Below are 23,851 nucleotides of genomic sequence, written 5' to 3'. Positions count from 1 at the left end.
GGTTTGAAATGTATGAGGCAACTTATACCAATTTACACCCCAAATTGCGTCATGTGATGGTCTAGATGCTTGTAAAACATATTGTTCCATTCTACTATGCTAAGCTTACCAAAGGAATGAGATTCATTGTTGGCAAAACTGCTATCCCCTAGTTGCTGTGTTTGATTCAGGTAATCAATAAGTCTTTTACGTTCTAAAGTAAAATCTCTCGAATCAGTTATTAAGAAAGCCGGAGCAGTTTGGGAATTGCGTTTGTATGGTTTCTCGCCGACAACTATGTTTTTCACAAAGGTTTTTATAATGAACTTCATGAAAAAATTTGGTTTCGGATGTTTGTCTTCGTAGACCATTTCATAGGTCACATTACAGTGGGCAAGCATTTGAGGGGTAGTCATTTTTCCCCATTTAGGCTTTGAATCAGCTTCTAGCTTATTGATTCGTGCAATCATTTCATCCGTTACACTTTTATCAAATATATTGGGTAATGCCATTTTAAATATATTTATGTTTGAAGGTGCTATTTACGATTTTTATAACAAAGCAAGTTCTTTAAATGCGATTCTTTAGGTGCTTGGAAAAGCGCTATATTCGAATTCCTACTGTTTCTTTTAGCTATTTTATTTTTGTCATGAGAATTACCCCAGTTGACCAATCCATTTTGGTAAGGTTAAAATCTTCTCTTTTCTCTAGGTATTTAATTAGGTTTTCAGCTTTCTCCGCATGTCCTATTGGCCAATTTTTTTGAAAGCTCATGTCATCAATGATGTAAAAGCCACCTACTTTGACCAAAGACAGAATCTCATCAATTTGACTGTATTTACCTGGCCATGCATCTGCAAAAACCAAATCGAATTGCGGGCCGGAATAGTTAATTATCCAATTTTCACCCTCTTCACAAAGGATAGAAAGCCTTCGGTCTTCACCAAAAAAGCCATTTGCAATTTTCGTTAATTCAGGATCATTATCAATGCTGGTCAGTACAGAATCCGGATTCAAACCATCCACCATCCATGCCAGGGACAAGCCTATACCTGTTCCCAGTTCTAGTATATTCGCTTTTTGCTTTGAAGATATAAGCGTTTTTAATAAACTACCTATGTATAAATCTGAAGGCATGGTAAAACCAATTTCATTGGATTTCTCAAGGATTCTGGAATAGGTGGATGGTATATCTGTAAAGTGAGCTTGGTTCATAAGTTCATATTTAATCTTTTAAAATTGTTTGTTTCGGGATATTACATAGAATTTGAAATCCTTTGCTTTAGTACTTCCAATTTTTTTCAACTGTCTTTTCCAAGTTTTAAGTTTGATCTCCAAAGGACATTAAGGCTAATTCTATCAACTATTTCCCCGAAATTCTTTTAATCTCGTTGATTAACAATGGAAATGCGGGATGTGTCATTCCATGTCCATAACCATCCATTTCGTATAATACTGTTTCTTTGTGACCTACTACTTTCATCATGCGCATTAAATAAGCATTCTCTTCGTACCTGCCTAATAATTCAAGTTCACGGTCACCAGTAATTAGTAGAAGTGGGGGAGCATCCTTGCGAACATGAAATAGAGGCGCATATTTATCGATGGTAGGCTGTTCCCCAGGAATTCCCTGTTCTCCACGTACAGTGAAATGAGTAATCGTGTGGCCACTAAATGGAATCAATCCGGCGATATCATTGGCGTCAATTCCGTGGGTTTCTAAGTAAGATTTATCCAAGCCGATCATACTTGCCAAATATCCTCCTGCAGAATGTCCGGAGACAAATATTCGTGAGGGATCGCCACCATAGCCAGCTATGTTTTCAAAGGTCCAGGCAACCGCTGCTGCTGCATCTTTTATATAATCGGGTGCTTTTACCTTTGGGGAAAACCTGTAATTTACACCTATTATAGCTATACCTTTGTTTTTCAACGCTTCAGGAATTTCTTTTTCGCCGCTGGTGATTCCACCTCCATGAAACCATACTACAGTTGCAAAATTCTCAACCTCTTTAGGGTAGTAAATATCCAGGACACACCTTTCCGACAAGTAAGTGTCTGATTTTCTTATTTCATCCTCATAATAAGGGACATTGGTAACAGTTTCATATTTGTTTTCTTGTGCATTTGTAAGTATTGCCGTAAAAGCAAAACATAGCACCAGTGCAATTCTTTTCATGAGTACAATTTGGTTAATTATTGGGGGAATTTATAAATGCTAGATATTCCAATAGTTTGGAGTTGAATTTTTAAATTTCTTAAAAAAGTTAAAGATTTCTTAGCAGTACGTTCTTTCCTTTTTTCATTGAAGGATTTTTATTGGCTTAATTCACAAAGTTTTGAAACAGTTTTTAAGTTTCTGGTAGTTGCACTGGTCTTTAGTTTTCCCTCAAAAAAGTTGTTGGTCAACTTGGATTGATGGTATTTCCCATCACAATAGATAAAAATATCCTTCCCTTTAACCAGAAACTTGTCTGGAGGAAATTCCAAGGCTTGAATTTTCTCTAAATTTCCCTTTTCAGGTTCCTTGTTTAAGAATGTTATGTGAAGCTTGTTAATATCTGTATCCGCTTTCCCATAAAAAGGGTTTTCATTAAAAGTATTGTTTAATTCTTGGGCAGTTCTGACGATAACCGGAACATCGAAGCCAAACTTACTTTTTATTGCCTGTTCGATTAAATCGGCCATCTGGATATCACTCATTTTATTCTCAGCAGTGAAGATGACATTACCACTTTGAATATAAGTCAAGACCTCTTTATAACCCAAATCTTCAAACATGGATTTTAGGTCCGCCATTAAAATTTTCCTTTTACCACCAACATTTATTCCTCTTAATATTGCGATTCGTTTTTCCATATTTATGGTATGAATTTATTTAAATTGTGACCAAGCTATTTATCCTGCATGCCTTTTCCATCCAAAATATTGGAGAGATATTTATCTATTCTAGCTACCCGGGTTTTGGATTGCTTTGGTTGGGAAAAATACAAAATATAACCTCTCTGTCTTCCCGGGGTCAATGCATAAAAAGCCAGTTCAAAGTCAGGGTGCTCTATGAATCTTAATTTTAATTCTTCGGGTAAGTTTTTCGTGACTGCTTTATTCATTTTTACCTTTAACCCTGACTTTTCTACGGCCACTGCTTCAAAAATCAAAGTTCGAATTTGCTCCTCATTTACCAATATTTGTTCGATGCTAGTGAACTTGATTAGTCGTGCTGCTTGGGTGTTCTCTCCAGGTTTCTCAAGCATGCTGTCTAAATTTGTAAGTAAGGCACCCTTAAAAAAACTTATGGTGCAATAGTCTTTTAGTACACTCATTATAAGTACATTGCCTTCTGTTTTGTTGCTTTCAGGTACAGGAGTTGTGTAACATGGAACGCCCCATTTTACCTGCTCTGTTAAGCCACAGCTGAGGATGATTTTCCTTAGGAATTTCATCTCCTCCTTCCAGTTATTTACCTTACAGGCAGGAGTTGCTCCCAATGGGCAACGTCCACATCCTTCTTTTAAATAACTGTCAACACCTAAGTTCATGGATGCTATTTTATTGGTTCTATTTGTGGCAAATGGTCTTTTAATCATCCAAGCCTTTTCCATTAAGGATCTTGTCCCTGCATTTTTCAATTCTTGTGGATCGGGTCTTGGATTGCTTGGCCGAAGAGAAGAACAATAGATAGGCCCGCTGCCTTCCAGGTGTTAGCGATTTAAAGCCAACTTGTAGATTTGGGCTTTTGTCCAATTCTTCTTGAAATTCTATAGGTATAGTGTATTCAATGGTTTTTTTCTTGGGTGTTTTTAAGCCTTTTTCCTCTACTGAAATGGCTTCTTTTATCAAGACCTTCAAGGCGGGGGTAAGGTTCAATACTTCTTCTTCATTGGTAAATCTTACTTGCCTCGCTGCCTGTACATTTTCAGTTTGTTGTATAAGGAGCTTATCTGGGTCTCTTAATATTGCACCTTTGATAAATAACACGGCACAGTACTCTTTAAAAGCATGAATCAGAAGCACATTATTATATTTCTTTTCTGCGGTATTTGAGGGCATTGTATAGCAGGGGACGCCCCATTTTAATTCTTCAAATAATGGAAATTCTAAAATGACCTTTCTCAACAGTGTCATTTCTGCTTGCCACTTTTTGCCTTTGGCGAAATAAAAATCGACATCAGTATTCATAGCCACAGGTAATTTGTATAAGTGTACCCTAAAATATCACAATATCTTTAACCATGCAAAAATATAATTTATTGTTTGTGTTTTAGACTGTAAAAATAGAAATGGTTTACTAATAGGAAAAATCATATAAAAGGCATTATGCGATTAGGTGGAAATAAAAAAGGCTTATCAAATCAATTGAAAAGCCTTTTTTATCTTAGAAATAAGTATGGATCATGGTAATAATTTGCTTTTGAAGACCATGAGTTTCTCACGGGTCATTTCATGCATAGAATAAGGAATTCCTCCCATACCTTCACCCGAAGCATCTCTACCACCAAAAGGCATCCAATCTACCCTAAAGGCGGTATGGTCATTGACCATAACAGCGGTAGCATTTAATTGATGAACCGTATCTAAGGCAACGTCTAAATCTTTTGTGAAAACAGCCGCTTGGAAGTGAAATTCAAGACTGTTGGCCAAAGCGATGGCCTCCTCTCTATCGTCATAGGCATATACACAAACTACAGGGCCGAAAACCTCTAGTTTTGAGACCTTGGCATCATTTGATGGGTTAAGTAATACGGTAGGTTCATAACAAGTATCGCCAATTTTATTACCTCCACATAACAGCTCAGCTCCGCCAGATATTGCTTCTTTGACCCATTCATCTACACGATCCACTTCTCCGGTTTGGATCAATGGTCCAACTTCTGTATCCTTCGATAAAGGATCACCTACTTTTAATTTTTTTGCAGCTGAAGCGATGTCTTTTGCCAGTTTTTCTGCAATGGATCGATGAGCAAATACCTTTTGAACAGAAACGCATACTTGTCCAGCATGGTAAAAGCCACCCTTCACTAATAAGGGTAACATGTCTTCCATTACAGCATCAGGTTCAACTATTACAGGTGCTGCCCCTCCGTGTTCCAATGCACACCTCGTTCCTGGTGCCATTTTTGATTTTAGGGACCAGCCAACTTTAGCAGATCCAATAAAGGATAGAAAGTTTATTCGTTGATCACTTATTAATTTTTCTGAAAGTTCATTGCTACAATTGATCGTTTGGACCCAACCATCTGGAACGCCTGCCTCAGCTAGTATTTCTACAAGGGCAAGACAAGAATAAGGCGTTTTACTGGCTGGTTTTACGATGACGGGACAACCCGCAGCGAAGGCTGTTATTACCTGATGAACAATTAAGTTCAATGGGTGATTAAACGCAGACAAGGAAGCCACTACTCCAATCGGTTCGCGAATGGTAAAGGCCAATCGATTCACAGAGGATTCGGTAATTCCCATTGGAATTTGTCCACCCTTCATATGAGAGATTTCTTCAGTGGCGATTTTTAACCCGTTTATGGCTCTTTTAACTTCTACTTTAGAGTCTTGATAGGGTTTTCCACCTTCTTGAGCAGCAGTATTGGTCAACTCTTCTACCTTGGCCTCCATTAATTCACGTGCTTTTTCCAGTATAGCGATCCGTTTATGGGCTGGAATCCATTGAGTTCTATCTTGAAAAAGGGTATGAGCGGTAACTATTTTTTCTTCCAACTCATCAGCACTGACCATAGGTAAAGTACCTATGAGTGTATTGTCATAAGGTGAATATACTTTTAATTCCTCATTCATAACTTCGAAGTTTTTTCTTTTAACATTACATTTAAAATCGGATGATTTAAAGAGTAATCAACTTTCAGGTCGATTACGTGTACCCCCGGACTATTAAGCGCTTTATCCAGGATCTCTTGTAAATCTTTGTCACTTTCGGGACGGTGGCCATGAGCGCCATAACTATTGGCATACTGGACGAAATCAGGATTCTTAAAATCTAAGCCAAAATCTTTAAACCCCATGTCCTTTTGTTTCCATTTTATCATCCCATAGGATTCATCATTGAGGATGATTACCACCATATTTAGGCCTAAGCGAACAGCTGTTTCGAGCTCCTGAGAATTCATCATAAATCCTCCATCACCACAGATGGCTACCACTTTTTTGTCTGGGTTTAGCAATTTGACGCACATGGCTGAAGGAAGTCCTGCTCCCATGGTTGCCAATGCATTGTCTAGTAAAAGGGTATTGGGATGGTAGCAGGTGTAATTCCTTGCAAACCATATTTTATAGACACCATTGTCTAGCGTAATCACATCTTTTTCTCCAAGCTTATTCCGCAATGAATTCACCAATCTCTGGGGTAGGGTAGGGAAGCGTTCGTCCTCAAAATATTTACCGAGATGGGCCGAAACTTCTGTTTTCACTTTTTTGTAGAAATTAAAATCCCAGCTTTTTGACGATTTTACTGCTTCGGATAATTTCTCCACAGAACTAGTGATATCGCCGACTACATTGAGTTGGGGGAAGTATACAGGGTCTACTTCTGCTGGAGAGAAGTTGACGTGGATTACTTTTTTCCCACCTTGTTTCATGAAGAAAGGGGGTTTTTCAATTACATCATGGCCAACGTTAATGATTAGATCAGATTCATCGATTGCAGCATGTACAAAATCATTACTGGAAAGCGCAGCGGTACCGAGATATTGTGGATGTCTTTCGTCTATTACCCCTTTTCCCATTTGAGTAGTGAAAAAATAGATGCCCGTTTTATCTACAAACTCAGCGAGTGCCTTGCATATAACCGTCCTGTTGGCACCTGCACCAATAAGCAACAATGGCATTTTAGCATTTTGAATCATTTCCGCTGCAGTTAAAATCGCAGCATCATCGGGCTTTGGTAATAAATGATTTACTACCTCGAAAACATGGTCTTCAACCTCTTCCTGAGCGATGTCTTCAGGGAGTTCAAGGTGTACGGCTCCAGGTCGTTCTTCCGTAGCAATGCGAAAAGCCTCACGGATGCTTGAGGCGATAACATTGCCATCAACAATTTGTTTGGTGTATTTGGTGATCGGTCTCATCATATCGACTACGTCAATAATTTGAAAGCGCGCTTGCTTGCTTTTCTTGATAGGTTTTTGTCCTGTTATCATTAACATCGGCATGGCACCCAATTGAGCGTAAGCACCTGGAGTAAACAAGTTGGTAGCCCCAGGTCCTAATGTAGACATACATACACCTGGTTTACCTGTTAATCTCCCATAAGTAGCGGCCATAAAACCTGCCCCTTGCTCATGCCTTGTTAAAATCAATTTTATTTTTGAGTGCGTCAGAGACTCTAATATATCGAGGTTTTCCTCTCCAGGGAGGCCAAAAATATATTCAACACCTTCCTTTTCCAGTGCTTTTACAAATAAATCAGATGCTTTCATACAATAAAAATTTTGGTTGGGGTGTCAATTTTAATTTATGGATTGATAAAATCGATATTTGAATAAACAATCCGTGGAGTAACGAATACATCAAAAACCAGGCCTATATATCCCAATCATCAGCGCATCAATTATTTTTGCAATTTCAGAAGGAGGCAAAGATTCAATGAGGTACTGGTGTAAACCATTGGGGTCTTCTTGCCAGGTATTGCTCCCATCTTTATTAACAATTACATTGCCTTTGGAACTCAAATTCCAATATTTTTTTTCAGAAAGTGCGACAAGTATAGAAGTCTGGTCCCAGCTTTGTCTTCCTGAGTAACCATTGAATAATTTGTAGGCGAGGCTTACAGGATGCTCAGTACTTAATGCGTTTTTTAGAAAATCAGCACCAGTGATGATGTCATTTCCAATCTCCCAACCTGAAAAAATCACTTCACCTGGCCAGTTTTTTACAGAAACTTGGGTAGACTGAGGGTCCGGACGGTAAAAATTGGCTTCTTTTCCTTTTGGGAATTGCCCTCCCATACAAGACCATAGTTTAACCTTTTTTTTGATCAGCTCCTTCCCGTCCAATGGGCTTGCGTCATCAGGCTTAGATTCCAATAAATTCCGCACATTTGTCAAATGGCCAATACTTATAATAATAACACTATTGTCCGGAGAATTGGCAAGCAATCTCCGGTAAAGTTGCGTGGCATCTTCAGGCTGTCTGCCTTCCTTTAATGGATGAGGAAAGGTATTGGCTAAAGTTTTCGTGTACTTTGAGAAACTCCTGAGCGCAACCCCGTTCTCAATGCCAATCGGAATATCAGGTTTGCCATAATAAGTGTTGATCGCTGCGGCGCAAGCAGGTGCATCTAAATCATCGCTGGTGACTACCACACCTAAAATTTTGATTCGATGATTGTCTTCTAAGGTATGAAGCATAGCTAATGCGCCGACATCGTCTACGTCAGAATCCAAATCAGCATCAAGGATGATGGGTACTTGCGCATTTAGCTGTATTGAAATGGCAAAAGATAGAATAAAAAGTATTTTAAGTCGATGAATCATTTGTTACCGAGGGTTTATTAATTTCTTTTTATCAGGGAAAAGCAAAGACACTATTGGAATAATTATTAAACTGCAAAACATAGAGAAAGTTCTGAACGGAAATTCTATTCCTGCGAGAGGATCCTCCATAGGGTATGGCAAAAATGGAGATATCCCGAAAATGGGTTCACCACCGCCAAACCTCAAAAATAAGCCTATGATAATTCCTGCAATGGCTCCATATTTATTTGCTTTTTTAAAGTACAATGCCATCACCAATTGAGGGAATAATACGACATAAACAAGGTCGGCGCAAAGATACCAAAGCTCATATACACTTTGAAGGGTTAAGGCAAGCCAGGTAGCTATAATACCGATAAATAATATAGCCAATCTTATTGAGGCTTTAATTTGTTTGTCTGAACAAGAAGGGTTGATCAATGGCCTGTAAAAATTCCAGGTAAACATTGAAGCTGCAGATAATATAGATGAATCTACTGATGACATCACTGCTGCGGCTACAGCTCCAAGCCCCAAAGCTGCAATGATTGGGGGGGTCATTTCTAACAATACATAAGGTAAAACCATGGTCGGTTCGGGAGCTACACCTAGGGTAGATTGCGTCCAATCAAAACCTACACCGGCAACGCCAATAAGTATTGCGGGGATGGCCATTAAAGCACAAAATACCCCTCCCAAAACGGATAGCCTGACTGCCGATCTATCAGAGTTTGAGGACAAGACCCGCTGGAAATAAACTTGCCAAGGAATTCCTCCCATAATTAGGAGCAAGGCAAAATCCAGCCACACCCAAATACTATTTCCCCATGCAGGATCATTTCCAGTAAAGGCATTGAGACTTGGGAATAAGGTAAAGCCGTTTGCTATCTGTTGGTCATAAATGGTTAATGCAGCATCTATCCCTCCGATTTGATCTAAGGCGAATGGAATAGAGATGCCTAAGCCTACTATAATAAATATAAGTTGGACTACATCCGTATAAGCTACTGACCATAGCCCTCCCATCATGGTATAGCCTATGGCTATACTTGCCGATACCATTATTGATGTCTTCAGGTCCAATTCAAAAATGGTGGCGAAGGTTATGCCCAAAGCAGCCAAAATAGCAGCACTCCAGAAAATTTCTCCTATTAGTGCGGGAATAAATAAAATTGCAGCGGTTTTTTTGCCGTATTTATGCTCGAATACATCGATGAACGTGGTAAATCCAAAACTTCTGATTTTTTTAGCAAAGAACAAGCCGCCCAATATTAAACTCAAGGCATAGCCCCAAGGAGCTTGCGCCCAAACCAATCCTCTGGCACTATCATACACGGCTTCACTAGTACCTATGAGGTATCCGCCACCTACCCATGTCGCTGTCATGGTGAAAATCCCGATCCAGGCGGGCATTCGGCGACCGGCTAGTAAAAGTCCTTGGGATGATTGGTCACCGGATTCTTTCTTACTGGCATAGTATCCTATGTAAAGAATAATTAAATAAAACAGTACTGTTATGAAAATTCCTAAGGTCTTGGTATCGATAACTTTGATGGTTTAATTTCCGAACCAGTTTAAAGGCGAGGGGTTGAAATTTTGATATATATGCTTTACTTCTTGGAACTCTTCCAGTCCGGCATGGCCAAGTTCTCGGCCTTGGCCTGATTGTTTGTAGCCTCCCCATGGTGCTTGCACAAAATAGACATTGAAATCATTGACCCAGATGGTGCCAAATCGAAGGGCTTTTGAAACCCTGTCTATTTTTTGAGGATCAGGGGTCCAGAAACCAGCTGATAAACCATAAATGGTGTCATTTGCTTTTTTAATGGCTTCATCTTCAGTGTCAAATTTCTCCACATGTATTACCGGGCCGAACACTTCTTCTTTTACAATCGCCATATCGGAAGTACAGCCAGTAAGCAAAGTAGGCTCGTAAAAAAAACCGTTTTTTAATCCTTCGTCTGTAGGTTTCTTCCCTCCAACGATCAGTTCAGCACCTTGCTCTATGGCTCTTTGGACGTGATTTGTCACTTTATCCAATTGGGTCTGAGAAATTAGTGGACCCATTTGTGTATCCTTATCCAATCCGTTTCCGAGACGGATTTTACTTATTCTCTTCTTAAGATGTTCCACCACCTTGTCATGAATAGAAGAGGCCACCATTACTCTAGTGCCAGCAGAACATATTTGTCCTGCATGGAAAAACACACCATTCAAAATGAAATCAATTGCGGTCTCCCAATCGGCATCCTCAAAAAGAATATGTGGGTTTTTACCCCCAAGTTCCAAGGCTACCTTTTTGACATTACCCGCAGCAGCTTTCATTATTTTTTTTCCAGTAACTACCCCTCCTGTGAAAGAGATCATGTCTACCTCCCAGCTTTCGGCAAGCGCTGCACCTATGCTATGTCCAGGGCCTAAAACAACATTGATAACACCATTAGGAAATCCTACTTCTTCTGCCAAACTGGCCCATAAAAGGGTGGTTAACGGCGTGAATTCACTTGGCTTAATCACCATGGTGCATCCAGCAGCTAGTGCAGGGGCTATTTTCCATGCCGCCTGAAGTAGGGGGTAGTTCCAGGGGCAAATCATGCCCACCACTCCTATAGGTTCCTTTACCAATAGGCTTTTACTATTGGGATTTGGACTAGCGATATTATCGCCTTCGTTTTTGTCTGCAAGCCCTCCATAATACCTGAATATTCCGGCAATATCCTCCATGTCCCAGAGGCTTTCAGCAAGGGTTTTTCCAGTATTTAAAGTTTCTAATTCAGCTAGTTCTTCTTTGTTCTTCTCAATAAGGTCACCTAATAGATAGACCATCCTTCCTCTTTCACTTGCAGGAATATTTCGCCATGCTTCAGATTCAAAAGCAGCTTTGGCACTCTTGATGGCTTTTTGCGCATCCTCTATATTGCCTTCTGCGACTGTGGCTAATGGCTGATTGTCAAATGGATTGTAAATGGTTCTGACTTCTTTTGAAATGGCATCTTGCCAGGAACCGTTAATATATAGATTTGTAGTTTTGATCAATTGGATGAATGGGTTTGTTCTTTTTCTGGAAGGTATTTGTAATAAGGAACCTCTAAAGGAGCCACAGGGGTATTCCCTAGAAGAATGTCGGCAGCTTTTTCGGCAATCATAAGAACTGGAGCATAGATATTACCATTGGTAATGTGAGGCATCACAGAAGCATCTACAACGTACAGGTTGTCTATGCCATGGACTTTTAAATTGGCATCTACTACGCTCATGTCATCATAGCCCATTTTGGCTGTACAACTTGGGTGATAGGCACTTTCTCCCTCTCTGGCAACAAAATCAAGGATTTCCTCATCTGTTTCTACACTAGCACCTGGGGACAATTCCTTTCCCCTTAATTCATCAAAAGCAGTTTGATTGATAATCTTTCTTGTAACCTTGATGGCTTCTATCCACTCTTTCTTTTCCTGTTCGGTGGAAAGGTAATTGAATTTTATACTGGGATACATTCCCGGATCTGAGGATTTTATTTTAACATGTCCTTTGACATCGGTATTCATCGGGCCTACATGTAGCTGAAAGCCATGGCCTTCATTAGGGGCAGAACCATCATATCGAATGGCTATAGGCAAAAAGTGATACTGTAAATTAGGGTAAGCTACCGTATCATTTCCCCGAATAAATCCTCCTGCCTCAAAATGATTGCTCGCGCCAACACCAGTTCCATTAAAGAGCCACTCAAGGCCTATTTTTGGTTGGTTGTAAAATTTCAATGATGGGTATAGACTGACAGGTTTTTTAGCGGCCCATTGCACATATACTTCCAGGTGATCTTGTAAATTTTCACCTACACCTTTGAGATCTGCGACTACAGGTATGCCTAATTTCTGTAGCTCGCTGCCATTGCCTATTCCAGAAAGTTGTAATACTTGTGGTGTATTAATGGCTCCGCCGCAGCAAATAACTTTTTCACCGAAAGCTTTTGCATTTTTACCGTTTTTAATATAATCCACGCCTATGGCGGTAGTACCTTCAAACAAGATTTTGCTAACTTTTGATTTTAAGTGAATGGTTAAATTCTCTCGATCTTTAATAGGGTGTACATAAGCTCTTGCTGCATTCCATCTTTTACCTTTATAAATGGTGGCATCAAACTTTCCAAAGCCTTCTTGCTGGTACCCGTTGACATCGTCAGTCAGTGGATATCCTGCTTCTTGGACTGATTCAAAAAAGGCTTTAAATAATGGGTTGTCACATTTAGGAGTGGTCAGGTAGAGTGGGCCTTTATCACCTCTGTATGCATCACCGCCAACAAGTCTGTTTTCAAGACGTTTGAAATAAGGAAGACAATGGGAATAATCCCATTTTTGCAGCCCTTTTTCATTGCCCCATTTTTCATAATCCATGGCATTTCCCCTAATGAAAATCATTCCATTGATAACACTCGAACCGCCCAATACTTTTCCCCGAGGTTGAAAAATTTTCCGATTGTTCATATGTGGTTCCGGCTCGGATTCGTAACCCCAATTGTAAAAATTATTGGTTAGAGGATAGGTAAGCGCTGCAGGCATATGAATTCTAAAATCCCAACCATGGTCAGGTCTTCCTGCCTCTATAACAAGCACCTTATTTGAGGGGTCTTTACTTAATCTATTGGCCAATACGGAACCTGCAGAACCTCCACCAATAATTATAAAATCATATTTTTCTTCTGACATTCTGTAATGTTTGACAATTGATTTGTCATAAAAAGAAATTGCTGCTAAAAGTTGATTTTTTTAGCAGCAATTGCCATTGTTTGAGCAATTTGGTTTTAATTTCCTTTAGGGACAATTTTGACAATCCCTTTACCATCTATACCAGCATAAATTATTCCGTCAGGGCCTATTTCGACATTTCGAACTCTTCCTAATCCATCAATAATTTTTTCTCTTTTAATAACCTTATTGTTTTCTAAAGTAAGTTTTTCTAAATAACCAAACTTCAAAGATCCTGATAAAACATCACCTTCCCATTGAGGGTATTTGCTTCCAGTTATAAAAGCTAAACCACTTGGTGCAATGGATGGTACCCAATAATACAATGGTTGTTCCATTCCTGGTTTAGAAGTTTCTTCACTTAATATTGTTCCGTCATAATTAATACCGTAAGTGATTTCTGGCCAGCCAAAATTCGCTCCTTTTTGAACAATATTGATTTCATCTCCGCCTCTAGGACCATGTTCATTTACCCATACTTTTCCTGTTTTTGGGTGAATAGCCATGCCTTGAGGGTTTCTGTGGCCATAAGAATAAATGGCCTTTTTTGCACCAGACTGGTCGTAAAATGGATTGTCTTCAGGAACTCTTCCATCATCAAATAGACGATAAACTTTACCACCGTCACGAGTAATGTCTTGTGGATTTTCAAATTTCGCACCTCTTTCTCCTATTGAGAAATACAAGTAACCCTCTTTATCAAAAGCGATTCTAGAGCCATAATGTTGACCAGCTTCTGTATTCGGTGTTGCCTTGTATAACCGTTCAAAATTAACCAACTCATCGCCTTCTAATTGACCTCGGCCTATAGCAGTATGAGCTCCTTTTTCAGGTCCTCTGGAGGATGAATAGGAGATATAAACCCATTTATTGCTTTCAAAGTCAGGATGCAACGCAACATCAAGTAATCCTCCCTGTCCTTTTGCCCAAATTTCAGGTAATCCTTTAATATTGGTTTTTTGTCCATTTTCAAAATGTACCAAATCACCGGATTTCTCCGTGATAAGAAGGCTTCCATCTGGTAAAATCGCTAAACCCCATGGGATGTTGAAACCATCGACTACTGTTTCGATGTCATAGGCATTCCATTCAGGTTCTGTAGCTTCCGGGCCATTGGGTGGTGTTTGACCCATGCAGGTCATATACGAACTGATCACCAAAAGGGTAAGTAATAATGATTTCATAAGGTCTAAGTAAGAATTGGAATAGGTTAGATTTATTTTGGTATTTAAAAAGCTAATTTAAATTTAAAAATGCTCCAAAACAAGTTTTAAGCTAGCAGTTCAACTTGGAGCCGAAGTATTCTGTCAGTCAAATTTTCAGAGCTTATATTGTTTCGGCTTAATCTGTCCACCATTATGGGGAAGGCAAAAGGGCTGATTTTTTTGGTATTTATAAGATGGATCTCATGTTTATTTATGCGTTCAATTACCTGATACAAACGGTTTTTTTCCATTTGTAATTGAACCACTTCATTTTGAGCTTGCTCCAATAACAAATTATCAGGATCATAACTTTCAAAAACGCCGTATATAATTCCTGAACTGGCTTGAAGGTGTCTTGTAGGGATGCTTTTGCCTGGGTATCCTTGAAAGACTAAACCAGCTATGGCAGCAATCTCTCTAAAACGCCTCTTACCCATTTCACTTTCATTGATACTTGCAAAAATGTCCTCCATCAAATTTTCTCTACGAAATAAGTCTTCTTCTAAATTATCCTCGATCGGGATTGGGCTTTCAGAAAGCAATTCAAAGCCATAATCATTCATGGTAATGCTGATACTTATGGGATGACTTACGCTGATTCTGTAGGCGATTAAAGCAGCCAGGACTTCGTGAACGAACCTCCCTTCAAATGGGTAGAAAAATAGATGGTAGCCTTCTTTACTTTGGCATTTTTCGATGAGTAAGGAGTCTTGATCAGGTATTCTTGAAATGGTTTTTTGAAGTGCCAAAATGGGTAAAATCGTTTTCAATTCTACGGAATCCAATTGGTTTAAGGCTGCATTTTGCAATTCCTGCCGGATCATTTCTGCTAGCCTAGAGGATAGAGGCATTCTGCCGCCCATCCATCGGGGAATTGTTCCTTTTTTCTTTTTTGACCGGCGTACCAAGGCTTTCATTTCCTTTATTTTAACGAATTCCAGATTCCTCCCTGCAAAATAAAAGGAATCACCCGGTTTTAATTTGGTGATAAAGCTCTCTTCCACTGAACCAATGTATCCACCTGTAATGAACTTCACTTGAATCATTGGATCACTTACAATCGTGCCAATAGAGAGTCTGTGACGCATCGCTATTTTTCTATCAGTTACCCGATAAAGCCCTTCTTCTGACAGGTTGACCTTTGAAAATTCCGCATAATTTCCCAATGCTTTCCCTCCAACCGTAATGAAAGCCAACATCCATTCAAATTGTTCTCTTGTAAGGTTGCGATAAGCAAAGCAGCTTTTGATTATTAGATAGGCCTTTTCAGATTCAAATCCATCACCTAAAGCAAGTGTGACCATAAACTGGACACCTACATCATAGCAGGCTTCCATGGGGATTTGGTCTTCAAACTCACCTTTGCTTATGGCTTTTCTCAATGCACTGGCTTCTATCAATTCCAGAGAATGGGTGGGAACAAAGAAAATTTTGCTGGTAGCTCCAGGGGAATGACCAGAACGCCCTGCCCGCTGGACAAATCTAGTGACGCCCTTGGGTCCACCGACTTGGATAATGGTGTCTACAGGCCTGAAATCTACACCGAGGTCTAAACTGCTTGTACATACCACAAGCTTTAATTTTTTTTCATGGAGAGCACTTTCTACCCATTCCCGAACCTTTGGATCTAGAGATCCATGATGCATGGCCATTATACCTGCCCAGTCTGGCTTGGCTTCTAAGATTTTTTGGTACCAAATTTCGGTTTGGGATCGAGTATTTGTAAAGAGCAATACGGTTTGGCTATTTTCTATTATTGGGATAATTTTTGGCAAAAGTTTGACACCCAAATGCCCGGCCCATGGGTATTTCTCCACTTCATCGGGTAAAACAGAGGTTACCTTTATCTTTTTCTTAAGCTTACTTCTAACGATTAATGTCGGCGTTTGCGGGCCTAATAATACGGTATGTGCCTGAGACAGATTACCTATAGTGGCTGATATCCCCCATACTTTAAGCGGTTTTCTTATAATAGTTCTCAAATAACTTATGGCAAGCTGTACTTGAACACCTCGTTTATTGGCCAAAAGTTCATGCCATTCGTCAACAACAATAGCTCTAAGATTTTTAAATAAATCTTTACTACCTTTTTGAGCGATGAGTAAATGGAGGCTTTCAGGTGTCGTTATAAGACACTCAGGCATGGACCTTTTTTGTTTTTGCCGTTGAGCAATAGTGGTGTCTCCATTCCGCACAGCTACCCTCCATGGCAAGCCCGTTTCCTGACAGACTTCTTTCATGGCTTGGCTAAGGTCTTGGGCCAGTGCCCGCAGCGGTGTAATCCATATTACCTGTAAACCATTCTTTTTAGGCTTTTTCCAACTGTCTGGGTGTTGGCTTACATATTCGTTTAATATAGGTATCCAAAGGGCCATTGTTTTACCACTACCTGTCGGGGCATTCAATAAGCCACTTTTTCCCGCGCTGTAATTTTTGAGGCAGGCTTTTTGAAAATCATGTGGAGTTCTTCCTCTTAAAGAATACCAATCTTTTACCCAGTTATTTTTCATATCTCCTAACTCCTATAAATTGTGGCCATTCTACTGTTAATAAATAGAGGATTAATGTGAAACAAGGAATATTTTTTGATACCATTAGCAAGGGGCTATAAATCATTATCGGTACAGAACCAAACTTAATTATTCTCAGGATTACAAAACCAAATACTATTAGGTATTTCTAAAACAGCATTTGTAATCGATTGTTTGCTTATAATTTGGCCGGCAGCAAAGGGTATAACAAGAATTATCCCAAAAACTTAGAAAAGATGAAAATTCTTAGGAGAAGGCTGGAGCTATTGCTGACTTAATAGTAAGTTTTACCTTAAAGCAATATTTCTAGAAAAAATAGAGGAGTGAATTAAAATGTAAAAAAAATATCTCAGTATCCACAATGGCACAAACATCATGAGATAGGAACTTGCTTAATTTAATTGGTCAGACCTATGGCACAAATTCTACCCTTAATTTTGTTTTAGGTGGCCCTTGAAATAAAAGTACCTCGCTAAAATTAAAAATATAGAATTTGTGCCTACTAGCAGTTTAAGCTCGGCAGTGTCGTTTTGATTAGTTAACCTTTTTTTACGAATTCAGATTTTAAAGCCATGGAGCCAAAACCTGCAATTTTACAGTCGATATTGTGATCACCGTTCGTAAGGCGTATGTTTTTAACTTTTGTGCCTGCTTTTATAGGTTGAGGGTAACCTTTTACGGGTAAGTTTTTTAATACTATAACAGAATCACCATTCACTAAAGCATTTCCATTTGCATCTTTAACCGCTATTCCGGAGTCTTCAGAAACGCTCTCTTCGGGGTTCCATTCATGGGCACATTCTGGACAGGTCAATAACGGACCTCCGGTTGAATAAGCGAAATCAGATTGACATTTTGGACAAGGTGGGAATTGTGACATATTTTTTAGAGTAATGTTTGCTGCAAATAAGGCGAAAAAAATTAATTTTAACCTGTTAATATTATGAAGTCATTTAAATTAACGCTGATTTTTATTAAATAAAGTATATTTAGAATTTTCTATGGGAACTTAAACGTTAGCTCAATTTGAAGTACCTATTCTAATGATTTGATCATTAATAGATACAGATAAGCTTCTTACCGGTTTTTGCGGTTATTCTTATTTTTGCCTAACCAGAAAATAAATCCTGTGATTGGAAGCGAAGCGCCAATAAGAGATGCAAAAAACACCAATATCCTGCCAGGAAGTCCCATTATTCCACCTAAATGAATGTCATAAACCATTCCGTTTATTAGGCTATAGGAACTTCTTTCATTAGACAATCCATTTTGAAAATCACCATGAATTGGATCTCCACTGTATCGATCATGATAAAAATGATCCACAGCATTGATTCCCTTATATGGATCAATGACTGAAAGGTGGATGGCTTCATTTTTATTATGTGGAATACCAATCCTTACCTGAGAATTGGAGAATTCAGAATGGTATTTCTTAATTAAGCTATTTAGAATCTCGTTGAGATCTGAATCTTGATTGTCCGGAGAAATTGCGGATTGAGGGGTGTCGTAGCTTATATCATTTTCTCCACTGATTTCTTGTGTTAAATCTTTAACGATCTCAAAACCCCAAAATATTCCCGTGGCAATACTGAAAATAAGGATCCATGTGGCATAAAAACCCAAAATATTGTGCAGGTCATAATTCAACTTTTTGGGAGAAACTGACCATTTGATGCAAAATTTATCCTTTTTTGGCCAGCCTCGAATTGGCCACCACAATACCAATCCGGAAATCAGCATAAGCAGTGCCAATAAAGTTACCCAATGCACAATTTCTCTTCCGATGTCTCCAAGTAAAAGGTTGCGATGCAAGTTTTTTAAATGGTTGAGCCACCCTTGTTTCATGTCTTGTAAATGAATGAGCTCAGCTGTATAGGGATTGATTTGGGCCAGGTAATAAGTTCCTGGTACATATAACAGCACTTCAATACTACTTTCTTGATCGCGGTATAGTGCAGTACGAAAATCGCCTTCTGGAAAGGCTTGTTTCATGGTATTTATTAATGCTGAAACAGGAACAAAAGGTTTGGCTTGTTTCTCCACTTCATGCTGATAGATTATGCGACTAACCTCAGGCTCCCAGGTATATAAAGCTCCCGAAAGTGCTATGATAGCGAATAAAATTCCTGTTCCCAAGCCAATAATCAAGTGTATTTTAGCAAGGATTTTTCTAATAGACATCAGGTAATAAAATTTAATTTAATACCTGATTATTTTACAGGAGTCAAAACGATATTCCGATAGCTTACATTCCCATGATCACCTTGCAAATAGATAGGGCCTGAAGAAAGTACATCTGCACTCATGGCTCCACCAGTTGGTCCCCATGCGGGTTGGTTATCTATAATTTTCTTACCATTTAATATTACGGTAACATGACGATCTACAAGAGTGATGTCCATTGATTGCCATTCCCCAGCAGGTTTTTCTGCAGCCTGACTAGGTTGAATACGACTGTACAATGCGCCCATATTGTGCGAATCCAAGTCGTTTCCATAAGAGTCTACCACCTGTATTTCATAGATTCCTCTGAGATAAACCCCACTGTTATTTCCCTTTGGTACATTTACTTCAAGCTTTAGGTTAAAATCTTCAAATTCCTGATTGGTTTTGATATTGCCATAAGAAATGTGTTTTCCGTTTTCAGGTTGAACCGGGTCATTCACCATGATTCCATTCATTACTTTAAATCCATTTTCTTGATTGGGATTCATCAACTCCCAGCCTGTTAAATCTTTCCCATTGAACAATGCTATGGGTTTGTCATAAACTACTTTTGAAAGATCTGGCTTATCTGGCATAGTAGGCATTGGGAAACCAGTGAAATTAGCCACGTATTCTCCATCTCTTCTTGGGCCAGACATGGTTCCTTTTAAAGTGTCGCCTGTCTTAACTATTCTTAGGGTATTGGTGATCGTATGACTTCGGTCATCACTTTTCTTTGAAATGTTTGTTCTTGTAACTACAAGGGTGTTTTCATCTGCTAGATAAACATGTGAAACGGGCAATACACTTCCTCCGATCCAAAGAAGTTCAGCATCTAGAAAACCTTGGTCTTCATTTACATGAAGCCAACCAACACCTCCGCCTTCGACCTCCAGGCCCCACATGCCTAAAAACGGATTGGCCTTTTGATTCTTCGGAAGCGTGTTGCCAAAGCTATTAGTGGCAATCATTAGAAATAGAAAAGCGCTAATTATAGGTTTCATCTTGTATTGTTTTTGAGTTATTGCTAAATGTAATTTCCAATAAGGAGACTAAATAATGAATGTAAAAACTTTTTTCTATTCTTGGTCTTTTTTCCTGAATAAATATTCTGTAGCTAGGTCAGACTTACGTGCTTGAATATTTCAATTTCAAATTATGTTTAATCTAAACTGTTGATGACGTAATTTTTCTATTTACAAGAGATTTTAAATGAAATCAATTCTGAAGCTGTGAGTTGGTTTTCATTTGCTAAATATCTGTAAAGTAAAGACTACTTAATCTATTCATTCGTTAATGTATCGTTTTCAAGGTATAAGTAATATATTGAGGTGTAAATAGCGTATTTATTATATATTCAAAGTTTAATTATCGAATTATGAATAGATCTAGAAGAGTTTTTCTTAAAAACAGTACTTTATCAGTCGCAGGATTGGGATTATTGCAGGCCAACTCTTTAGCTATTCCTAAATTTTCCGCAAACGACAAGATTAATGTAGGCCTGATTGGAGCAAAGAACAAGGGGTTTAATATTTTAAGTCACCTGATGAAAACTGGTCAGGTAAACTGCCTGGGGATTTGTGATGTAGACAAGAATATTTTAGAAAAGCGGATAGCGGATGTTAAAAATGAATACGGGCAAACTCCGAAAGAATATGGCGATTTCAGAAAGTTACTCGAAAACGATGAAATAGATGCCGTGGTTATCGGTACGCCAGACCATTGGCATTGTTTGATGATGGTATATGCTTGTCAGGCAGGGAAGGATGTTTATGTCGAAAAGCCCCTAGCAAACAGTATAGGAGAATGCAATTTAATGGTAAAAGCAGCTCATAAATACAAAAGAGTGGTGCAAGTTGGTCAGCAGCAAAGAAGTGGTGAAGTATGGAATAGTGCCATGCAATACATACATTCTGGTGGGATAGGAAAAATCAGTAGGGTGAATGTGTGGGCAAATTTTGAATATGGAATGGGGGCGAGGAAAGTACCCAATCAAGCCGTACCAAACGAGCTTGATTTCGATCTTTGGCAGGGACCTGCGGAAAAAAGGGCCTATAACCCCAACCAAGTTCATGGAAACTGGCGGCATTTTTGGGATTATGGAGGAGGATTAATGACTGATTGGGGTGTTCATTTACTGGACATGGCGCTTTGGGCTAAGAATATTTCTCATGAACCTAAAAAAGTTCTCGCTTCAGGTGCCAATTATAATACGAATGGTTATAGCCGGGAAACATATGAGGTAATGGATGTTAATTATCCCATGGATGATTACATGATCCATTGGTCACATACTGCCGGAATACAAACAGGTCCATATGACAAAGCTTATGGGGTAGCATTTATAGGGGAGAATGGAACAATCTTGGCGGACAGAGGGGATTGGAGTATCCGGCAGGGAGGTAAAGAAGATGGTGAGCAAGCTACTAAAATTGCAAAGGAAAACTTTAATTATGAAGGTAAAAGCGACATGGATAATCATGTGCTGGATTTTTTAAACTGTATGAGAAATAGAAGTCTCACCAAGTGCACTGTTGAAATGGGAAGAAACGTTGCACTTTATGCCCATATGGGTAATATCGCTGTACGGTCAGGGGCCCAAATACTTGATTGGGATGCAAATTTAGGCAAGTTCAAGGAAAGTAAGGAAGCTGATCAATTTATCTTCCCTAAATACCATGGAAAGTGGGAGTTACCAAAAGTTTAGAAGCGTATTTTTTCAAACTGCCAGACCGAAAAGAGAATGCAGCATGTATAGAAACCACCTAAGTTTAAAATCAATTTTTAGTACAATTTATGCTTCATCGAAAACTATAATTGATCAGGTGTTGATTTCAGTCATAAAGTGAGCTCAATGCCTATTTTTTGATATAGCTTCCTGACTTCATTCAGATTTCAAATCTCAATTAATTTATAAGGGCTTAATTTTGACTTCTATAAATCTTTGTTTGGATTGTGCATTTTATTCTTTTATTTAGCGTATTCCTATTTGAGAATATCCCAAAATTGACCAGTATAATAACCCATAATGACCAAGAACTGCTACAGTTGATTGCAGAACGCCAAAACCATCAGGCCTTTGACGTTCTCTATCACCGTCATTTTGATGCTATTTTTAGGTACGTATACAAAGTCATGCAAGACCGGGAGACTGCAGAAGATGTGGTTCAGAATATTTTTATTTCAGTATGGAAAAAACCGCCTCACTTGAGTCATCCTTCAATGCTCCCTTACCTTTTTGGGGCGGCAAGGAATCAGATAGCGAAAGAATTCCGAAAAAATAAATGGAATAAAGAGCAGTTGGATTTCATTAAGAATACTAAGGGTATTTGCTCTACTGATGAATACCTTGAAGAAAGAGATACCCGAAAGTTATTGGAAAGTGGGATTCAAAAATTGCCAGTAAAATGTAGAAATGTTTTTAGACTCAGCAGGTTTGGTTATTTAAGCAATAAACAGATTTCTGAAAAATTAGGAATTTCAGTTTTTACGGTGGAAAACCACATCAAGAAAGCCCTGTACCTATTAAGGCAATCCTTAGAGTTTATTGTTATTTGTCTGGTGAGTTGGTATTGATTTAATGCCTAATTTTTTCATCCAAAGGCCAGTTTAAATCAAATTCTGCCTTTTATTTAACTCAAACAAAAAAAATCTATTTTTTTTCGACTCCTACTAGCTGATCCTTCGGTTTTATGGTACTTCCCTATATAACCCTTTGGAGTTTTATGCAATTGAAGCAATTAATTAAGTGGGCAAAGAAGTACAGGTCAGGGAAATTAGGTCCCGAAAGGAATGAACAATTCGATTCTTTATTAGATGAATTGGCACATTTAGGTAAGTCTCCTTCCCAAAGTGAAATAAACGCTGCAAAATCGAACGTTTGGAAAAAAATAGGGTCCACAGGCAAGTCAATTTCATCTGGAAGGAGCGTATTCTTGATGGTAAGAAAATTTGCTGCGGTACTTTTGTTTTTTGCCTTGGTAGGATTGGCAGTATGGGAGATGTACAGTCAACCAACTGAAATCCCAATGATGGTGAAAAGGACTGAGCAGGGGATGCGCTCAACGGTTACTCTTTCAGATGGTAGTAGGGTACGTTTAAATGAAAATAGTAGCCTTAAATTCCCTGAAACTTTTAGTGATGAGCTCCGGATGGTTTATCTAAATGGAGAAGCATTTTTCGATATCATGCCAAATCCTGACAAACCATTTAAAGTGCTTACAGGATCCTCAGAGATTACTGTGTTAGGAACCTCATTCAATGTGAATACTTATCGTCGTCCTGAGATCACAGTAACAACTGGGAAAGTCAAGGTAGCTAATTTGATATCCAAAGAAGGAGTTGAATTAAATCCAGGGCAACAAGCCACTATAAATACGGATCAGATCCAGGTAAGTGAAGTAAACCCAGACTTCTATATAGGTTGGCATACTAGGAAATTGGAGTTTGAAGACGAGCCAATAGCTTCAGTTTTCTCCATTTTAGAGCGGGCCTATGGGGTGAATATTGAGGTGGAGATGCCTGAAAAAGAGATTAAATGTGTCATCACTGGCGCCTATACCGGAGAACGAATAGAAACGATTTTGTTGGGGTTGCGACACATATTGGATTTTGAATACCAAACGGATATAAGTACCAAAACAATAAAAATAGCCCTTAAAAACTGTAAATAAATCTTAAAAGCCTATGTAATATTTTGCAAAAAGAAAAGGACCCAGCAACTG

General features: G+C 38.8%; 20 protein-coding genes. 3 read left to right on the top strand and 17 right to left on the bottom strand.

Annotation, left to right across the window (positions count from 1 at the left end; genetic code table 11):
- Window positions 1–32 precede the first annotated feature (32 nt).
- From AAC073_RS00880 to AAC073_RS00800, 17 genes are all read right to left on the bottom strand, one after another.
- The gene (locus AAC073_RS00880; RefSeq protein ID WP_339921941.1) at window positions 33–491 is read right to left on the bottom strand and encodes a DUF1569 domain-containing protein; all 459 of its coding nucleotides are present in this window, start codon (window positions 489–491) and stop codon (window positions 33–35) included.
- A gap of 121 nt (window positions 492–612) precedes the next feature.
- On the bottom strand, window positions 613–1,194 hold the full coding sequence (locus AAC073_RS00875; RefSeq protein WP_339921940.1) for an SAM-dependent methyltransferase: 582 nt from the start codon (window positions 1,192–1,194) through the stop codon (window positions 613–615).
- 148 nt (window positions 1,195–1,342) lie between these two features.
- Window positions 1,343–2,158: an alpha/beta hydrolase gene (locus tag AAC073_RS00870; protein WP_339921939.1), complete on the bottom strand. Its 816-nt coding sequence runs from the start codon at window positions 2,156–2,158 to the stop codon at window positions 1,343–1,345.
- A gap of 137 nt (window positions 2,159–2,295) precedes the next feature.
- Window positions 2,296–2,838: a DUF1697 domain-containing protein gene (locus AAC073_RS00865; protein ID WP_339921938.1), complete on the bottom strand. Its 543-nt coding sequence runs from the start codon at window positions 2,836–2,838 to the stop codon at window positions 2,296–2,298.
- Window positions 2,839–2,873: 35 nt separating this feature from the next.
- Entirely contained in the window at window positions 2,874–3,581 is a 708-nt protein-coding gene (locus AAC073_RS00860) for a DUF1801 domain-containing protein (RefSeq protein ID WP_339921937.1), read from the bottom strand.
- Window positions 3,559–4,158: a DUF1801 domain-containing protein gene (locus AAC073_RS00855; RefSeq protein ID WP_339921936.1), complete on the bottom strand. Its 600-nt coding sequence runs from the start codon at window positions 4,156–4,158 to the stop codon at window positions 3,559–3,561. The genes AAC073_RS00860 and AAC073_RS00855 overlap by 23 nt, the downstream gene beginning before the upstream one ends.
- Before the next feature lie 213 nt (window positions 4,159–4,371).
- Window positions 4,372–5,769 (bottom strand): aldehyde dehydrogenase family protein, encoded by a 1,398-nt coding sequence (locus AAC073_RS00850; protein ID WP_339921935.1) that lies wholly within the window; start codon window positions 5,767–5,769, stop codon window positions 4,372–4,374.
- Complete coding sequence (locus AAC073_RS00845; RefSeq protein ID WP_339921934.1) at window positions 5,766–7,406, bottom strand: acetolactate synthase large subunit; 1,641 nt, start codon at window positions 7,404–7,406, stop codon at window positions 5,766–5,768. Before AAC073_RS00845 ends, AAC073_RS00850 begins: the two co-directional genes overlap by 4 nt.
- A gap of 90 nt (window positions 7,407–7,496) precedes the next feature.
- Window positions 7,497–8,462, bottom strand: a complete 966-nt coding sequence (locus AAC073_RS00840; RefSeq protein WP_339921933.1) for a nucleoside hydrolase — start codon at window positions 8,460–8,462, stop codon at window positions 7,497–7,499.
- Between the two features lie 3 nt (window positions 8,463–8,465).
- Window positions 8,466–9,926 carry a sodium:solute symporter family protein gene (locus AAC073_RS00835; RefSeq protein WP_339922235.1) on the bottom strand — a complete coding sequence of 487 codons (1,461 nt, stop codon included), beginning with the start codon at window positions 9,924–9,926 and terminating at the stop codon, window positions 8,466–8,468.
- Between the two features lie 72 nt (window positions 9,927–9,998).
- Window positions 9,999–11,477, bottom strand: a complete 1,479-nt coding sequence (locus AAC073_RS00830; protein WP_339921932.1) for an aldehyde dehydrogenase family protein — start codon at window positions 11,475–11,477, stop codon at window positions 9,999–10,001.
- Window positions 11,474–13,144 (bottom strand): choline dehydrogenase, encoded by a 1,671-nt coding sequence (gene betA, locus AAC073_RS00825; protein ID WP_339921931.1) that lies wholly within the window; start codon window positions 13,142–13,144, stop codon window positions 11,474–11,476. Before betA ends, AAC073_RS00830 begins: the two co-directional genes overlap by 4 nt.
- A gap of 95 nt (window positions 13,145–13,239) precedes the next feature.
- The gene (locus AAC073_RS00820) at window positions 13,240–14,367 is read right to left on the bottom strand and encodes a PQQ-dependent sugar dehydrogenase (RefSeq protein ID WP_339921930.1); all 1,128 of its coding nucleotides are present in this window, start codon (window positions 14,365–14,367) and stop codon (window positions 13,240–13,242) included.
- Between the two features lie 86 nt (window positions 14,368–14,453).
- Window positions 14,454–16,898 (bottom strand): ligase-associated DNA damage response DEXH box helicase, encoded by a 2,445-nt coding sequence (locus AAC073_RS00815; protein ID WP_339921929.1) that lies wholly within the window; start codon window positions 16,896–16,898, stop codon window positions 14,454–14,456.
- A 559-nt stretch (window positions 16,899–17,457) separates the two neighbouring features.
- Window positions 17,458–17,799: a zinc ribbon domain-containing protein YjdM gene (locus tag AAC073_RS00810; protein WP_339921928.1), complete on the bottom strand. Its 342-nt coding sequence runs from the start codon at window positions 17,797–17,799 to the stop codon at window positions 17,458–17,460.
- 197 nt (window positions 17,800–17,996) lie between these two features.
- Window positions 17,997–19,103: a PepSY-associated TM helix domain-containing protein gene (locus tag AAC073_RS00805; protein ID WP_339921927.1), complete on the bottom strand. Its 1,107-nt coding sequence runs from the start codon at window positions 19,101–19,103 to the stop codon at window positions 17,997–17,999.
- Between the two features lie 29 nt (window positions 19,104–19,132).
- Window positions 19,133–20,131 (bottom strand): DUF1080 domain-containing protein, encoded by a 999-nt coding sequence (locus tag AAC073_RS00800; RefSeq protein WP_339921926.1) that lies wholly within the window; start codon window positions 20,129–20,131, stop codon window positions 19,133–19,135.
- 374 nt (window positions 20,132–20,505) lie between these two features.
- Here AAC073_RS00800 and AAC073_RS00795 point away from each other — a divergent pair, with 374 nt between their 5' ends.
- The 3 genes from AAC073_RS00795 (at window position 20,506) to AAC073_RS00785 (ending at window position 23,800) form a co-directional block, all read left to right on the top strand.
- On the top strand, window positions 20,506–21,834 hold the full coding sequence (locus AAC073_RS00795) for a Gfo/Idh/MocA family oxidoreductase (protein ID WP_339921925.1): 1,329 nt from the start codon (window positions 20,506–20,508) through the stop codon (window positions 21,832–21,834).
- 299 nt (window positions 21,835–22,133) lie between these two features.
- Window positions 22,134–22,703: an RNA polymerase sigma-70 factor gene (locus AAC073_RS00790; protein ID WP_339921924.1), complete on the top strand. Its 570-nt coding sequence runs from the start codon at window positions 22,134–22,136 to the stop codon at window positions 22,701–22,703.
- Between the two features lie 149 nt (window positions 22,704–22,852).
- Window positions 22,853–23,800, top strand: a complete 948-nt coding sequence (locus AAC073_RS00785) for a FecR domain-containing protein (RefSeq protein WP_339921923.1) — start codon at window positions 22,853–22,855, stop codon at window positions 23,798–23,800.
- Window positions 23,801–23,851 lie beyond the last annotated feature (51 nt).

It is taken from the genome of uncultured Cyclobacterium sp. (assembly GCF_963977555.1).
Lineage (GTDB): Bacteria > Bacteroidota > Bacteroidia > Cytophagales > Cyclobacteriaceae > Cyclobacterium.
Note: the sequence above shows the minus strand (reverse complement) of the source record. Positions and strands in the feature narration are given on the sequence as shown.

What these genes read in the sequence shown, in the direction of transcription:
- AAC073_RS00880 (WP_339921941.1), bottom strand. Translation starts at nt 491, where the DNA reads ATGGCATTACCCAATATATTTGATAAAAGTGTAACGGATGAAATGATT.
- AAC073_RS00875 (WP_339921940.1), bottom strand. Translation starts at nt 1,194, where the DNA reads ATGAACCAAGCTCACTTTACAGATATACCATCCACCTATTCCAGAATC.
- AAC073_RS00870 (WP_339921939.1), bottom strand. Translation starts at nt 2,158, where the DNA reads ATGAAAAGAATTGCACTGGTGCTATGTTTTGCTTTTACGGCAATACTT.
- AAC073_RS00865 (WP_339921938.1), bottom strand. Translation starts at nt 2,838, where the DNA reads ATGGAAAAACGAATCGCAATATTAAGAGGAATAAATGTTGGTGGTAAA.
- AAC073_RS00860 (WP_339921937.1), bottom strand. Translation starts at nt 3,581, where the DNA reads ATGGAAAAGGCTTGGATGATTAAAAGACCATTTGCCACAAATAGAACC.
- AAC073_RS00855 (WP_339921936.1), bottom strand. Translation starts at nt 4,158, where the DNA reads ATGAATACTGATGTCGATTTTTATTTCGCCAAAGGCAAAAAGTGGCAA.
- AAC073_RS00850 (WP_339921935.1), bottom strand. Translation starts at nt 5,769, where the DNA reads ATGAATGAGGAATTAAAAGTATATTCACCTTATGACAATACACTCATA.
- AAC073_RS00845 (WP_339921934.1), bottom strand. Translation starts at nt 7,406, where the DNA reads ATGAAAGCATCTGATTTATTTGTAAAAGCACTGGAAAAGGAAGGTGTT.
- AAC073_RS00840 (WP_339921933.1), bottom strand. Translation starts at nt 8,462, where the DNA reads ATGATTCATCGACTTAAAATACTTTTTATTCTATCTTTTGCCATTTCA.
- betA (WP_339921931.1), bottom strand. Translation starts at nt 13,144, where the DNA reads ATGTCAGAAGAAAAATATGATTTTATAATTATTGGTGGAGGTTCTGCA.
- AAC073_RS00820 (WP_339921930.1), bottom strand. Translation starts at nt 14,367, where the DNA reads ATGAAATCATTATTACTTACCCTTTTGGTGATCAGTTCGTATATGACC.
- AAC073_RS00815 (WP_339921929.1), bottom strand. Translation starts at nt 16,898, where the DNA reads ATGAAAAATAACTGGGTAAAAGATTGGTATTCTTTAAGAGGAAGAACT.
- AAC073_RS00810 (WP_339921928.1), bottom strand. Translation starts at nt 17,799, where the DNA reads ATGTCACAATTCCCACCTTGTCCAAAATGTCAATCTGATTTCGCTTAT.
- AAC073_RS00805 (WP_339921927.1), bottom strand. Translation starts at nt 19,103, where the DNA reads ATGTCTATTAGAAAAATCCTTGCTAAAATACACTTGATTATTGGCTTG.
- AAC073_RS00800 (WP_339921926.1), bottom strand. Translation starts at nt 20,131, where the DNA reads ATGAAACCTATAATTAGCGCTTTTCTATTTCTAATGATTGCCACTAAT.
- AAC073_RS00795 (WP_339921925.1), top strand. Translation starts at nt 20,506, where the DNA reads ATGAATAGATCTAGAAGAGTTTTTCTTAAAAACAGTACTTTATCAGTC.
- AAC073_RS00785 (WP_339921923.1), top strand. Translation starts at nt 22,853, where the DNA reads ATGCAATTGAAGCAATTAATTAAGTGGGCAAAGAAGTACAGGTCAGGG.